This is a genomic window from Pantoea sp. Ap-870 (assembly GCF_011752515.1).
In the GTDB taxonomy this organism is placed as follows: Bacteria; Pseudomonadota; Gammaproteobacteria; order Enterobacterales; family Enterobacteriaceae; genus Pantoea; species Pantoea dispersa.
On the sequence record NZ_VWXG01000002.1, the window covers coordinates 508,548 to 521,772 of the forward strand.

General features: G+C 60.6%; 11 protein-coding genes. 9 read left to right on the plus strand and 2 right to left on the minus strand.

Going from position 1 to position 13,225, the window contains the following annotated elements:
- Positions 1-24: 24 nt before the first annotated feature.
- Positions 25-1,860 carry a methyl-accepting chemotaxis protein gene (locus F3J41_RS08535; protein ID WP_166710672.1) on the plus strand — a complete coding sequence of 612 codons (1,836 nt, stop codon included), beginning with the start codon at positions 25-27 and terminating at the stop codon, positions 1,858-1,860.
- 174 nt (positions 1,861-2,034) lie between these two features.
- On the plus strand, positions 2,035-3,111 hold the full coding sequence (locus F3J41_RS08540; RefSeq protein ID WP_059011970.1) for a diguanylate cyclase: 1,077 nt from the start codon (positions 2,035-2,037) through the stop codon (positions 3,109-3,111).
- Here the strand turns inward: F3J41_RS08540 and F3J41_RS08545 are convergent, their stop codons facing one another.
- Positions 3,112-3,573: an OsmC family protein gene (locus tag F3J41_RS08545; protein WP_166710674.1), complete on the minus strand. Its 462-nt coding sequence runs from the start codon at positions 3,571-3,573 to the stop codon at positions 3,112-3,114.
- A 128-nt stretch (positions 3,574-3,701) separates the two neighbouring features.
- A complete protein-coding gene (locus F3J41_RS08550) occupies positions 3,702-4,472 on the minus strand; it encodes a GntR family transcriptional regulator (protein ID WP_021508734.1) in 771 nt (256 codons plus the stop codon).
- A 79-nt stretch (positions 4,473-4,551) separates the two neighbouring features.
- On the opposite strand from F3J41_RS08550, the gene F3J41_RS08555 reads away from it, so the two are divergent.
- The 7 genes from F3J41_RS08555 to F3J41_RS08585 are packed head-to-tail and all read left to right on the plus strand — an operon-like array spanning position 4,552 to position 13,218.
- Positions 4,552-5,814 (plus strand): M20 family metallopeptidase, encoded by a 1,263-nt coding sequence (locus F3J41_RS08555; RefSeq protein ID WP_166710676.1) that lies wholly within the window; start codon positions 4,552-4,554, stop codon positions 5,812-5,814.
- A gap of 39 nt (positions 5,815-5,853) precedes the next feature.
- Complete coding sequence (locus F3J41_RS08560) at positions 5,854-7,452, plus strand: ABC transporter substrate-binding protein (RefSeq protein WP_058770478.1); 1,599 nt, start codon at positions 5,854-5,856, stop codon at positions 7,450-7,452.
- 9 nt (positions 7,453-7,461) lie between these two features.
- Positions 7,462-8,409: an ABC transporter permease gene (locus F3J41_RS08565; protein WP_021508731.1), complete on the plus strand. Its 948-nt coding sequence runs from the start codon at positions 7,462-7,464 to the stop codon at positions 8,407-8,409.
- Positions 8,402-9,232 carry an ABC transporter permease gene (locus F3J41_RS08570; protein WP_058781361.1) on the plus strand — a complete coding sequence of 277 codons (831 nt, stop codon included), beginning with the start codon at positions 8,402-8,404 and terminating at the stop codon, positions 9,230-9,232. The genes F3J41_RS08565 and F3J41_RS08570 overlap by 8 nt, the downstream gene beginning before the upstream one ends.
- Positions 9,229-10,866, plus strand: coding sequence for an ABC transporter ATP-binding protein (locus F3J41_RS08575; protein ID WP_058770481.1), 1,638 nt, complete (start codon positions 9,229-9,231; stop codon positions 10,864-10,866). Before F3J41_RS08570 ends, F3J41_RS08575 begins: the two co-directional genes overlap by 4 nt.
- 10 nt (positions 10,867-10,876) lie before the next feature.
- Complete coding sequence (locus F3J41_RS08580) at positions 10,877-12,106, plus strand: M20 family metallopeptidase (RefSeq protein ID WP_104093524.1); 1,230 nt, start codon at positions 10,877-10,879, stop codon at positions 12,104-12,106.
- Positions 12,103-13,218, plus strand: a complete 1,116-nt coding sequence (locus F3J41_RS08585; protein WP_166710678.1) for a Xaa-Pro peptidase family protein — start codon at positions 12,103-12,105, stop codon at positions 13,216-13,218. Before F3J41_RS08580 ends, F3J41_RS08585 begins: the two co-directional genes overlap by 4 nt.
- The last annotated feature ends 7 nt before the right edge of the window (positions 13,219-13,225 follow it).

Genomic DNA, 13,225 nt, shown 5'->3' on the forward strand with positions numbered 1-13,225 from the left:
AAACAACAATGACAGGAGCGAGACATGGGACTGGTCTCCCGATTACGGAATGTGCGCATCACGCGCAAGTTGGCGGCGGGCTTCGGCATCGTCCTGCTGCTGGTGGCGCTGGCCACAGCGCTCAGCGTGCAACGATTCAACCAGATCCACGACATCTATCAGAAAACCAATCTGATTTATGACATCAACATTGAAGTCTTTCAGGCCAAAATCAATCGTCTTAAATATCTGTATGGCGAGGACAAAGCGGGCGACACCATGACGGATTACGTCACGCACGCTCAGCAACTGACGCAGCAGGCCCAGCAGTTGCCGTGGACGGCGGACGCCAGAGGGTTGCTCAACGATGTCGCCAGCCATCTTGCCCGTTTCCAGCACAGCATCACCGCCATGACCCAGGCAACCCAACAGCTCAACGAGCTGCGCAGCCAGCTGGATGCGCTGAGCCAGCAGGACATGACGTCGCGCTATACCGGGCTAATCCGGACCCCCGTCAGCTCATCCGAAGTCACCAACCAGATTTATCAGCTGCTGTTTGCTATCAGTAATGTGCGCGAAGAGGCCTGGGCGCTGCGCTTCAACGTCAGCGAGGCACTGCGCAATAAACTGGAACATGATTTTCAGCGCGCCGGGCAGGACATGAACACGCTACTGACTCAGCTACCGGCGGAGCAGCAGGGCGGATTTAACGCGCTATGGCAGGATACCGAACGTTTTAAAGATCTGAGCCTGCAGGCGGCAGCGGTTTACGGCCAGCTGCGCGGCGCGGAAAACACGGTCAAAGTGGCGGGCGATAACAGCAGCGCGGCGATCAAACAGATCATCGCCCTGGTTAAGGCGCGTAACGACGAACTGGCTAACGGGTCAGCGGCGCTATCGCTGCTGATTGGCAGCCTGGCGATAGTGCTGGGCGTGCTGGTGGCCTGGACCATTATCCGGCAGATTACGCGCCCGGTGTTCCACAACCTCGCGCTGGCGGAACGCATTGCCAGCGGCGACCTCAGCTCGCAGTTTGTCACTAATCGCCAGGACGAGCTCGGCCAGCTCACCTCTGCCATGGGACGCATGAATGCGCGATTGCGCGGCATGATTGGCGAGGTGCTGCACAGCGTCAGCAATGTGTCGCAGGCTGCCAGCACCATACATCAGGGCAACCTCGAGTTGTCGTCGCGTACCGCCCAGCAATCGGCTGCGGTGGTGGAAACCGCCGCCAGCATGGAGCAGCTGACCGCCACGGTGAAAAATAATGCCAGCAATGCACGTCTCGCCAGCCAGATCGCGGCGGAAGCGACGCATAACGCCAGTCAGGGCGGTATCGCGGTGCACAACGTCGTCAGCACCATGGGCGAGATTTCTGATAGTTCTAAGAAAATTGCCGAGATTACTGCGGTGATCAACAGCATCGCCTTCCAGACCAACATCCTGGCGCTCAACGCGGCGGTTGAAGCCGCCCGCGCCGGCGAGCAGGGTCGAGGCTTTGCCGTGGTCGCCAGCGAAGTGCGTAATCTGGCCCAGCGCAGTGCCGGAGCGGCGAAAGATATTGAACGACTGATTGGCGAATCGGTAGGGCGTATCAGTAACGGCCATCAGCAGGTAGCGCGCGCGGGTGAAACGATGGAGCAGATTGTCAGTAGCATCGCACGCGTAAATGAAATCATGGCGGAGATCTCGGCTGCTTCTGATGAGCAGAGCCGCGGCATTGAGCAAATCGCGCGCGCAGTAGGTGAGCTGGACGGTACTACCCAGCAAAATGCGTCGCTGGTCAGCGCGTCATCCCATTCCGCACAGGCGCTGGAAGAGCAGGCATTCATGCTGCAGCGGCTGGTCAGCCAGTTCCGTTTGCAAGGGGCAGTGAACTAAAAAACACGCGCAGCGGCAGCGAACTTTACCCGCTGGCCGCTGCTGCTATTGGCGGCAAAGCGCTGTTATTTACGTGTGCGCCAATGTGCAAGGCGAAAATTCTTAAAAAAAGTCGCCGCAGGGCGACTTTTTCCCGATACACTGCCATTTTTGTCGACCTGAATTTTCCCGTGAATGAATTACTACTCGCCTGATGAAAACCATTTGAAGCGCCGGTCAAAACGCTTCGTTCGTCGTATGTTCATCATGCGTCAGCTCGGCACGATCCTCTGTTTCTTTCCGATTCTCTCAGTGCTACTGGAAATGCAGCGCGGACTGGCATTCAGCGCGCTGCTGTTTGTGAACGCCTTTTTCTGGCCATGGCTGGCGTATCAGCGTGCGCTTCGTGCCGAAGACTCAACCGGTACCGAACGCCAGAATCTGACGCTGGATGCCGCCTTTGGCGGAATCTGGGTGGCGCTGATGGCGTTAAGCCCGATGCCCTCTTTTGTCATCATGGCGGTGCTGGCATCGGATCGCTATGCCGCTGGCGGCGGCGCGCAGCTGATTGCCGCCATACAGGCATTTTTGTGCGGGTTTATTATGGTGTGGCTGCTGGATGGCACCAGCGTACATCTGGCGTTCAGCACGCAAACGGTCTGGCTGACGTTGCCGCTGGCCACCTGTTACATGCTGGTACTCAGCGTAGCTTCCTACAATCTCACCTGGCATCTACGCACCCGCAACCGTGAACTGGAGCGCATCGCGCTGATGGATCCCGGCCTGAAAATCCCTAACCGGCGCCTGTTTGAGCGGCGGCTGGAGAGTGAATTTCTCAGCACGCGGCGCGGCGATAGCAGCGGCTATCTGCTGTTGCTGGATGTCGATCACTTCAAAGTGGTCAATGATAGCTGGGGTCATGAGGCGGGCGATTTTCTGCTGGCCGAGATCTCGGCGCTGCTGCGCAACTATGTCGGGCTGCAGGACATTCCGGCGCGCTTTGGCGGCGATGAGCTGGGCGTTATCGTGCATCAGGCCAGCGATGAATCGGTGATGGAGCTGGCCGAAAGGCTAAAAGAGAAGATTGCCCAGCTGCGCTTACCGGCCTCGGCAGAGTTTCGCTGCTCGGTTAGTATCGGTATTGCGCCTGCGGTCAGTGCCGAATCGTTAAGCGACTGGCTGCGCCATGCGGATGAAGCGCTGTATGAAGTGAAGCGCGCCGGGCGCAACGGCGTGCGGCTGTGGCAAACGCCGCTGGCCCGCGCATCATAATCAGAAAAATTCAGGATCGCAGTTTACCGGGAAATTCAGCGAGTTGGCGATGAAGCAGGCTTCATGTGCCTGATGATGCAATGCCCGCGCGCGATCGACATCCGCTGGGTCGCGCAGTTTGATGCGCGGCTTCAGCGTGATATCGGTGAAGCGGCCACGCGCCCCCTCAACCATGTTCCCTTCGGCAGCATCTTCATACTCCTCCACCACAATGCCGGCATCGGCGCACAGGTGTAAATACCACAGCTTATGGCAGGCCGCCGCAGACGCCAGCAGCAATTCCTCAGGATTCCAGCGCGTTTTATCCCCACGAAATGCCGGATCGGCACTCAGCAAAATGGGCGGTTTTCCGGGTGCCTGTAATTCGCTGTCACGATCGTAAGCGGTATAAGACGCTGTGCCATCGCCGCGATTGCCGCTCCAGCGAAGGTGAATCTGGTAATGATGCTGCCGTGCTGCCATGGGAAATGTCCTGTTCAGTGAGATCACCTTAGCGGTTGTTATTCACAACGTTCGCTGCGTTTTGGTGCAAATTAATCAGGTGCGCGTCGATGCGCATCTGAACACCTTACAGTAAAACATCTACGTAATCAGCGTATCTCATTGACATACATAAAGTGTTCAGTGCTGAAACGGTGATGCGCAAGAATCACCGGCGTGGCGCTTTGATCAAATGAGACCTCATCGATCACCATCACCGCGTGCGGCAGAGCAAGTTCCAGCAGGCTGGCATCTTCTTCTGTAGCGAGCGTGGCGCTGATCTGCTCGCGCACTGCCGCAACACGCACATCGTACTGCTCAAACAGGTAACGATACAGCAACTGCGGTAGCTGTTCCGCCGGCGGAAAGTCGGGCAGACGCGCGGCGGGGAGCACCAGCGTTTCATGCATGGCCGCAATGCCCTTCACCCGGCGCAGGCGTTTCAGGCGAATCACTGCGTCACCTGCTGCGATCTGCAGCTTATCGGCCTCGTCGGCGCTGGCGCGGCTGTGCTGATACTCCAGCAGTCGCGTTTCCGACTGCAGCAAACCGCCCGATTTGTCATGCAGACGAAAATAGTGAAAGAAATGGCTGAGGTTATGCAGCGGTGCCCAGCCGGTCACCACCGTGCCGGTTTTGCGCCGGCGCATCAGCATCCCTTCCGTTGTGAGCGCCGCCAGCGCTTTGCGCACCGTACCGACCGAGACACCGAACTTCGCCGCCAGACTGTTTTCACTGGGCAAAATGGTGCCTGCCGGCAGTTCGCCCTGCAGGATGGATTCACTGATATGGCGCTTCACTACTTCGTACAGCGGAGCGCCTTCGCCTTCGTTCAGGCGGCTGAATTGAGGAACGTCGTGCGCGTCATAGTTTTTTTGCATGTTTCCGATTACCGATTGACCCCAGCTGTTCATTTGCATTATCTATAAACTATATAGAAATACAATAAGTGAACAGTTTATGCAGGAAAATTCATCACTACAGCGCGCTCTGACCCATATCGCCGACGATCAGGCGCAGATTCTTGACGATCTGCAACGCATGCTGGCGGTAGATACCTGCTTCCCGCCCGGACTGGGTTACGCAGCATTCGCCGACCTGCTGAGCACGATGCTGCAGCCGCTGCATTTTAACCTGCAGCGCGTTTCGGTGCCCGACGCGCTGTGGCAGACGCCGGACGGCAGCGCGCAGGGCGAGCGGGTGAATCTGCTGGCCGCGCTGGATGCCGGCGCGGCTGAAAACTGCAATCTCTACTTTCACACCGATACGGTTCCGGCCGGTGATGGCTGGCGCTTTCCGCCGCTGGCGCTCAGCGTGGCGGAAAACAAGCTGTTTGGACGCGGTGCCGCGGACATGAAAGGCACCATCGTGGCCGCGCTGGCTGCGGTGCGGGCCGCGCAGCGCTATCAGCTCCACCTGCGCTATAACCCGGTGTTTTTACTCTGTACCGATGAAGAGGGCGGCCTTTATCCCGGTATTCGTTATCTGGCGGAGCAGCAGTTATTCCATGGTCACCTGCTCAGCTTCAACGGCGGCGCGGTGCCGCGCATCTGGGCCGGCTGCTTTGGCAGTATCGATATCAAAATTATCGTCAGTGGCCGCTCGGCGCACTCCGGCGATCCGCTGCAGGGTATTAACGCCATTGAGGCTGCGCTTCCGCTGATGAATGCGCTGTATCAGCTGAAAGGCGAGGTGGAACAGCGGGTTTCGGCAATGCCCGCACCGCCGCATTATCAGGGCCGGCCGCTCACCGCCTTACTGACGCTGGCCGCCGCGCACGGCGGCAGTAAAGGCTCCACCATTCCGGAACGCTTCGAGCTGCTGGTTAATCGCCGTTATGCGCCGGAAGAGCCGTTTGCCGACGTGTGGCAGGAGCTGACGCAGTGCGTGGATAAGGCGATGCAGGGCAGCGCCGCCAGCGACGTCACGCTGCAGCTGATTGGCCATCTGGCGCCAGTCGCCGATCCCACCGGTCCGCACTGGCCGCGCTGGCAGGCGGCGCTCAGCCAGGGCTTCGGCTTCCCGCCAGCAGAATTCAAAGCCTGGGGATCCGCCACCAGCTCGGATATGGGCTGGGTACAGCAGGCCGGCATTCAGGAAATTCTGCTGGGCGGACTTGCCCGTCCCGATAACCGCATTCATGCCGCCGATGAATACACCACGATGGCAGATGTTATTGCACTTTCGCAGTCGATTCTGGCGTATCTCGCCAATGATTTTTAGCCAACCCAGGGTAATTAATAAACCAACGAGGAACAGAAGATGTGCGCCATGAAAGGGTTAAACCGCAGACAGTTTATCGCCAGTTCAACCGCCCTGACCGGAGCGGCGCTGCTGCCCTGGTCATTCAGTGCCTCGGCTGCCGCCGTTGCCAGCGCGACCCCGGGCGGCACGCCGCGTAAAGGTGGCGTATTGCGCATCAGCGTTGACCAGGCGGTCAGCGTGCTCAATCCCCATCAGGTGCGGGTTAATCCGGAATATCTGGTGGCAGAGTTGCTGTACAGCGGCTTAACCCGCCTGACGCAGGCGATGAAAGCGGAAGCCGATCTGGCGCAGTCCTGGCAGCCGAACGACGACTTAACCCAGTGGACCTTCACCCTGCGGCCCGATCTGCGCTTCAGCGACGGTTCGCCGCTCACCGCAGCGGATGTGGTCGCCAGCCTGCAGGCGCTGCTGGACCCGAAAAACGCCTCACCGGCGCTGCATAACATCGGCCCGATTAAAGCTGTGAGCGCCAAAGACAGCAACACCGTGCTGATTGAAACCGAAGCGCCTTACGCCGATCTGCCGGTGATGCTGGCTTATCCGGATGCCAAAATCATCCCGGCACACATCGCGCAGGGGCAGTACGACAAGCTGAGTAGCGCCTCGCTGGGGGCCGGGCCGTTCCAGCTGGTGTCTTACGATCCGGAACGCAAAATCGTGGTGAAACGCAACCCGCACTATTACGACGCCACGCGGCCATATCTGGATGGCGTGGAAGTAGTGGTGTATCCCGACGCTATCGCTGAAAGCTCCGCGCTGATCGCCGGCGATACCGATCTGATGCTGAGTGCGCAGTCGAGCGAGTTCGCCCGCTTAGCCAAATCGGCGGGCGTGCTGCCGCTGCGCGTGGCGTCCGGCCAGTTTCTTAACGTCAACATGGGCTGCGATCAAAAGCCGTTTAATGATGTGCGCGTCCGCCAGGCGCTGGCGCTGTGCGTGGACCGCCAGGCATCGGTGGATTTTGTCGCAGACGGGCTCGGATCGCCGGGTAACGACACGCCGATCAACGCCGCTTATCCGTATTACGCGCAGCTGACGCAAAAAGCGCTGGACTACAGCAAAGCCAAAGCGCTGCTGGCGGAGGCCGGTTATCCGAATGGGCTGGATTTAACGCTTATCGCCTCAGACAAGCCGTCAACCCGCACCCAGCTGGGGATTGCCCTGCGGGAGATGGCGAAACCGGGCGGTTTCCGCATCAATGTGCAGACCATGGCGCACAGCACCTATCTCGATCAGGTGTGGAAGAAGGGCAATTTCTACGTCGGCTTTTACAACATGCAGCCGACGCCAGATGCGGTGTTTTCTCTGCTCTATACCTCAACAGCGGCGTGGAACGAAACGCGCTGGAACAATGCGGCTTTCGACGGTGCGGTGATGGCGGCGCGCGAAACCAATGACGAAACGCTGCGCAGCCAGCTGTACGGCAAAGCGCAGCAGCTGATGCACGACGAGGTGCCCTCGTTAATCCCGACTTTCTTTGATTTGCTGGCTGCCAGTCGTGAGCACGTGGCGGGCTATCATCTGCATCCGCGCGGGGCGGTGTTCCGCCTCGATCATGTCTGGCTGACCGCTAACGCGCCAAAGCGCAGCCTGTAAGGAGCGACCGTGACAGCAAGTTACCTGCTTAAACGCCTGCTGCTGATGATTTACACGCTGCTGGTGGTGTCGCTGCTGGTGTTTGGCATCACTCAGCTGCTGCCCGCCGATGCCGCGGTTACGCTGCTGGGACAAAACGCCACGCCGGAAGCGCTGGCGGCGGTGCGGGCGCGGCTTGGGCTGGATGCGCCCGCCTGGCTGCAATACTGGCACTGGCTGACACAGGCGCTGCAGGGCAACTTTGGCGTGTCGATGCGCAATGGCCTGGCCGTCGGGCCAACGCTGCTGACGGCGCTATCGCGCTCGCTGCTGCTGGCGCTGTGCGCCCTGTTACTGATGCTGGTGATCGCCATTCCGCTCGGCATCTGGGCGGCCGTGCGGCGCGGTAAGACCGCCGATGTGCTGGTCAGCGTGATCTCGTACATGGGCATCTCGTTTCCGGAATTCGTCACCGCCACGCTGGTGCTGCTGCTGTTTGCCGATGTCTGGCAGATTCTGCCCGCTACCGGCTACGTGCCGCTCAGCGAAAATTTTATCAGCGGTATTCAGCACCTGATTCTGCCGTCGATCACCGTTGCGCTGATTCTGGTGGCACACGTTTCGCGCATGGTGCGCTCGGAAATGGTTGACGTGCTGCACACCGACTACGTTCGCGCCGCGTGGCTGAAAGGCCTGTCGCGCCGGCGCATCCTGTGGCGCCATGCGCTGCGCAATGGCCTGTTGCCCACCATCACCATTGTGGCGCTCGACGTCGGCTATCTGCTGGGCGGGATTGTGGTGGTGGAGGAGATTTTTGCCATTCCCGGTATTGGCCGGGAGCTGATTGTCGCGGTACAGGCGCGCGATCTGCCCACTATTCAGGCCGGCGTGATGATCCTCGCGGCAACCTATGCCGTGGTGAATTTCCTCGCGGATTTGGCCTATGTGATGCTCGATAAGCGGATTTCCTATGCCTGAAATACTGAAACGATTACTGCGCTCGCCGCAGGGTGCGGCGGGGGTGCTGATTCTGCTGCTGGCGCTGCTGATGGTGGCGGGCGGCGCGCACGTGGCACCGTTTGATCCGGAAGCGATCTCGATCCTGACGCGTTACCGCCCGCCCAGCGCAGAACACTGGTTCGGCACCGATCAGCTGGGGCGTGACATTTTCAGCCGGGTGCTGGTCGGCGCGCGATCCACCATTTTGCTGTCGCTGCTGGCGACCGCGCTGGCGATGGTTATTGGCTCGGTGCTGGGCACCGCCAGCGCCTACCTTGGCGGCAAAGTGGATGAATTCCTGATGCGCACCATGGATGCGGTGATGGCGATTCCCAGCCTGCTGTTTGCGCTGCTGATTGTCAGCACCCTGGGGCAGAGCAGCATGAACGCCGTGCTGGCCATCACCATCGCCTTCGTGCCGGGCATGGTGCGCATTGCGCGCAGCGTGGCGCTGGCGGCGCGTCAGCAGGACTACATCAGCGCCGCCATCGCGCGCGGCGAAGCGGGTTACTACATCATTCTGCGCGAAATGCTGCCGAACATTCTCGCGCCGATCATCGTGGAAGCCACCATTCGCGTGGCATTCGCCATCATGCTGTTTGCCACGCTGAGCTTTCTCGGCCTCGGCGCGCAGCCGCCCGAGCCAGAGTGGGGGCTGATGGTGTCCGAGGCGCGCAGCTATTTCTTTAAAGCACCGTGGATGATGATGATCCCCGGTCTGGCTATCGCGCTGGTGGCGATTGGCTTCAACCTGCTGGGCGATGGCCTGCGTGATGTGCTAAATCCAGGGAGCCACAAATGAAAAGTCCGCACAACCCGGTGCTGTCGGTGGACAATTACAGCCTCGATTATGCGTTAGCGCGCGGCCATTCGCTGCCAGTACTGCGCGATATCACCCTGCAGGTGATGCCGGGCGAAGTGCTGGGGCTGGTAGGGGAGTCCGGCTCCGGCAAGACCACCCTCGGCTGGGCGATCATGCGCTGGCTGGCCAGTAACGCACGCGAGCAGGCGGGTGATATCCGGCTGAACGGCGAAAGCCTGCTGCAGTTGCCAGCGCACCAACTGATGGCGCTGCGCGGTAAAAAGCTTGGCATGATTTTTCAGGATCCCAGCGCGTCGCTGAACCCGACGCTGACGCTGGGTGAACAGGTCACCGAAGTGCTGCGCCGTCATCGTGGGCTGTCAGCGCGCGAAGCGCAGCAGCTGGGAGAGTCTCTGCTGCGCGATGTCGAGCTGAAGCACCCGGCACGCATGATGCAGCGCTATCCGCATCAGGTTTCCGGCGGTGAGAAGCAGCGCATCCTGATCGCCACCGCCTTCGCCTGCCAGCCGGACTGCCTGATTTTTGATGAGCCGACCACGGCACTGGACGTTATCAGCTCGGCGCAAATCCTCGATCTTTACGAGCGACTGCGCGCCGAGACCGGCGTCGCATCGCTGTATATCTCACACGATCTGGCGTTGGTGGCGAAAGTGGCCGACCGGGTGTGCGTGCTGGAGCAGGGCCGCATCGTCGAACAGGCCGCGACGCGCACGCTGTTCAGCGCACCCGCGCATGCGTATACGCGCAAACTGATTGCCGCGGTGCCGGATCCGCAGCATCGGCTGGTCGCGGATGCGGCCGGCAGTCAGCCGCTGCTCAGCCTGCAGGCGCTGACGATTGATTATGGCCAGCACGGCGTGCTCGATCGGCTGCTGAAACGGGAGGCGAACACGACGCGGGCCGCCAATGCGGTTTCGCTGACGGTGCATCAGGGCGAAATTCTCGGCGTGGTCGGCGAGTCCGGTTCGGGTAAATCTTCACTCGGTAAGGCGATAACCGGCCTGGTGCCGTTCACTGGCAGTCTCGATTTCTGCGGCGCAACGTTATATGGCCGCGCGCAGATGGACCCGGCGTATCGCCGCCGTGTGCAAATGATTTTTCAGCATCCGGACGCGTCACTCAACCCGCGCATGACCGTCGGCGAAATCATCGCCCGTCCGCTGCGGCTGTATGGACTGCCACCAGGAGAAAGCGAGGCGCAGGCGGTGGCGCGTCTGCTGCAGGAAGTGCGGCTGCCCGCGGAATTTGCCAGCCGCTATCCGCACGCGCTGTCGGGTGGGCAAAAGCAGCGCGTAGCGATTGCGCGCGCCTTCGCTAACCCGCCGGACCTGGTGATTTGCGATGAAATCACGGCGGCGCTGGATGTGTCGGTGCAGGCCACCATTATCGAGCTGCTGCTGGAGCTGCGCCGTCGCTACGGCACGGCGTATCTGTTCATCACCCACGATCTCAATCTCATCCGCCAGATCGCTCATCGCGTGGCGGTGATGTATCGCGGCGATGTGGTGGAAGTGCTGCCCGGCGAGAATATGCGGGCGCAGGCACAGCATCCTTATACCCGTGCACTGCTTGATGCCGTGCACATCCCTGATCTGACCCAATCCGTGGCATAACGAGAAGCGCATGAACCCTGAACAGTTAATTCATCACATCGATCGTGAATACTGCCTCGCTTTCCTGGCAAAAATGGTGCAGCACAAAAGTTACAGTGCCACCGAGGGCGAGCGCGAATTAGCCCGCTATATGGCAGAACAGATGGCGCAGCTCGGGCTGGAGACGGAACTGCAGCCGGTGGCCGGCGATCGGCTGAACGCTATTGGGCGGCTGGCCGGCAGCGGAGGCGGCCACAGCCTGCTGTTCAACGGTCATCTTGATACTAACCCGGTCACCGAAGGCTGGACCGTCGATCCCTGGGCGGGAAAAATCGACGAGCAGTTTATTTACGGCATCGGCGTTTCTAACATGAAAGCGGGCGATGCCGCCTATTTCTGCGCGCTGAAGACGTTGATTGATGCCGGCGTGAAGCTCAGGGGCGACGTGATCCTCACATACGTGGTCGGCGAGTTACAGGGCGGCATCGGTACGCTGGCGGCGATTGAGCAGGGCGTACGCGCCGACTATTTCATCAATGCCGAACCCACGGATTTACAGGCACTGACCATGCATGCCGGCTCGCTGATGTTCACCATTGAACTGACCGGCGATACGCGCCATCTGTCAAAGCGTGAGGAGGCGGTCGACGCGATTGCGGCGGCGGTCGAACTGATTCCGCAGATCAATAACATCACTTTCAGCGGAGCGAAAAGTGCAGAACACCGCAAAATTAACCGTGGCCATATTGGCACCGTACACGGTGCGCTGGGGCGTGATTTGCAGGAGTGGCGGCCGCCGCAGGTCGCGGATTTTGTCCGCCTGAAAGGCTCCGCTCGCTTTGCGCCGGGGCAAACGGTGGACGGCGTGCTGGCCGATCTGCAGGCCCTGCTGGATGCACTGTGCCAGCGCTATCCGGGTCTGCAGGCGCAGCTGTTTGATGACGGCCTGCGCGATAAACCCACCATGCTGCCGTTTGAGGTGTCGCCGGAATCGCCAATCGTTAAAGCGGTCAATCGCGGCTGGCAGACCGTGCGCGGCACGCCGCAGCCCACCGGGGTGATCACGCCGCCCGCCTTCTACGGTACCGATGCGGCGCACCTGTATCAGCATGCGGGCATGGAGGGCATCGTGTGCGGGCCCGGCGGCAAGTACAACACCATGCCGGACGAGCGCGTCGAGATCAGTGAGTTTCTCGATATGGTGCGCATCTATTTGCTGGCCATCCTCGACATCTGCCAGCCGGTTGAACCGGCGTCATGATCGCCGACGCGCTGTCACGGCTGCGCAGCGCCATGCGCGCCGCCGACATCGAGGTGATGCTGATCGATCATGGCGAACTGCTGGCATGGTTAACCGGTTATACCGTGTCGGAAACGCGTTATCGTGCCTGTCTGGTGCCGTTGCAGGACGAACCGTGGATGGTGCTGCGCCAGCTGGATGCCGCGCCGTGCCGCGCGCAGTCACCGCAGCTGGCGATTGACGCGTACCGTGATGAAGACGATCCGTGGCTGGCGGTGGCGCAAAGCCTGACGCGGCGCGGCTATCAGCGGGCGCGGCTGGGCGCGGATTATGCATCCTACGGCATGTCGGTACACAGCTGGCAGCAGCTGGCGCGTCATCTGCCCGGGGTGCGCTGGTGTGATGTCAGCGGCCTCAGCGACCGGTTGCGCAGCGTTAAATTTCAGGCTGAAATCGCCAGCTTACGCCAGGCCGCCAGCATTGCCGATGCCACGCTGGCCCAGCTGAGTGCGCAGGTGCAGGGCGGCTGGCGCGTGCGTGATGTCGCCGCGCTGGCGGCGGCACAATTTCTGCGGCTCGGTGCTGACAGCGGTGAAACCGGACCGATTGTTATCGCCAGCGGCGACAGCGGATTTTTGCATGCCAGCGGCCATGAGCAGCGTCTGCAGCCGGGCGATGTACTGCACGTTGAGCTGATCCCTAAAGTGCGGCACTACAGCGCGCGCCTGATGCGTCCGCTGATTGTCGGTGAAATCTCTGCGGCACGCGCGGCGCTGGCACAACAGCTGATCGCCATTCAGGATAGCCAGCTGCGGGCGATGAAGCCGGGCGTTGCGGCCTGCACGGTGGATGCCGTCGCGCGTGAGGCGGTGCTCAGCGCCGGGCTGCGTGACGATTACAGCAACATCACCGGTTATGCGCTGGGTCTGTATACGCGCACCCCGCGTCCGAGCGATTTCAGCTGCTGTTTTCATCCTCAGGCGCCGTGGTTACTGGAGGAAAACATGGTGTTTCACATGTATATTTCAGCGCAGGGCCTCGCCTTCAGTGAAACCGTGCGCGTCACGGCACAGGGCGCAGAGCGACTCACCACGCTGCCGCGCCAGCCCTTTACGCTGCCGGCTAACAATTAACAGGATG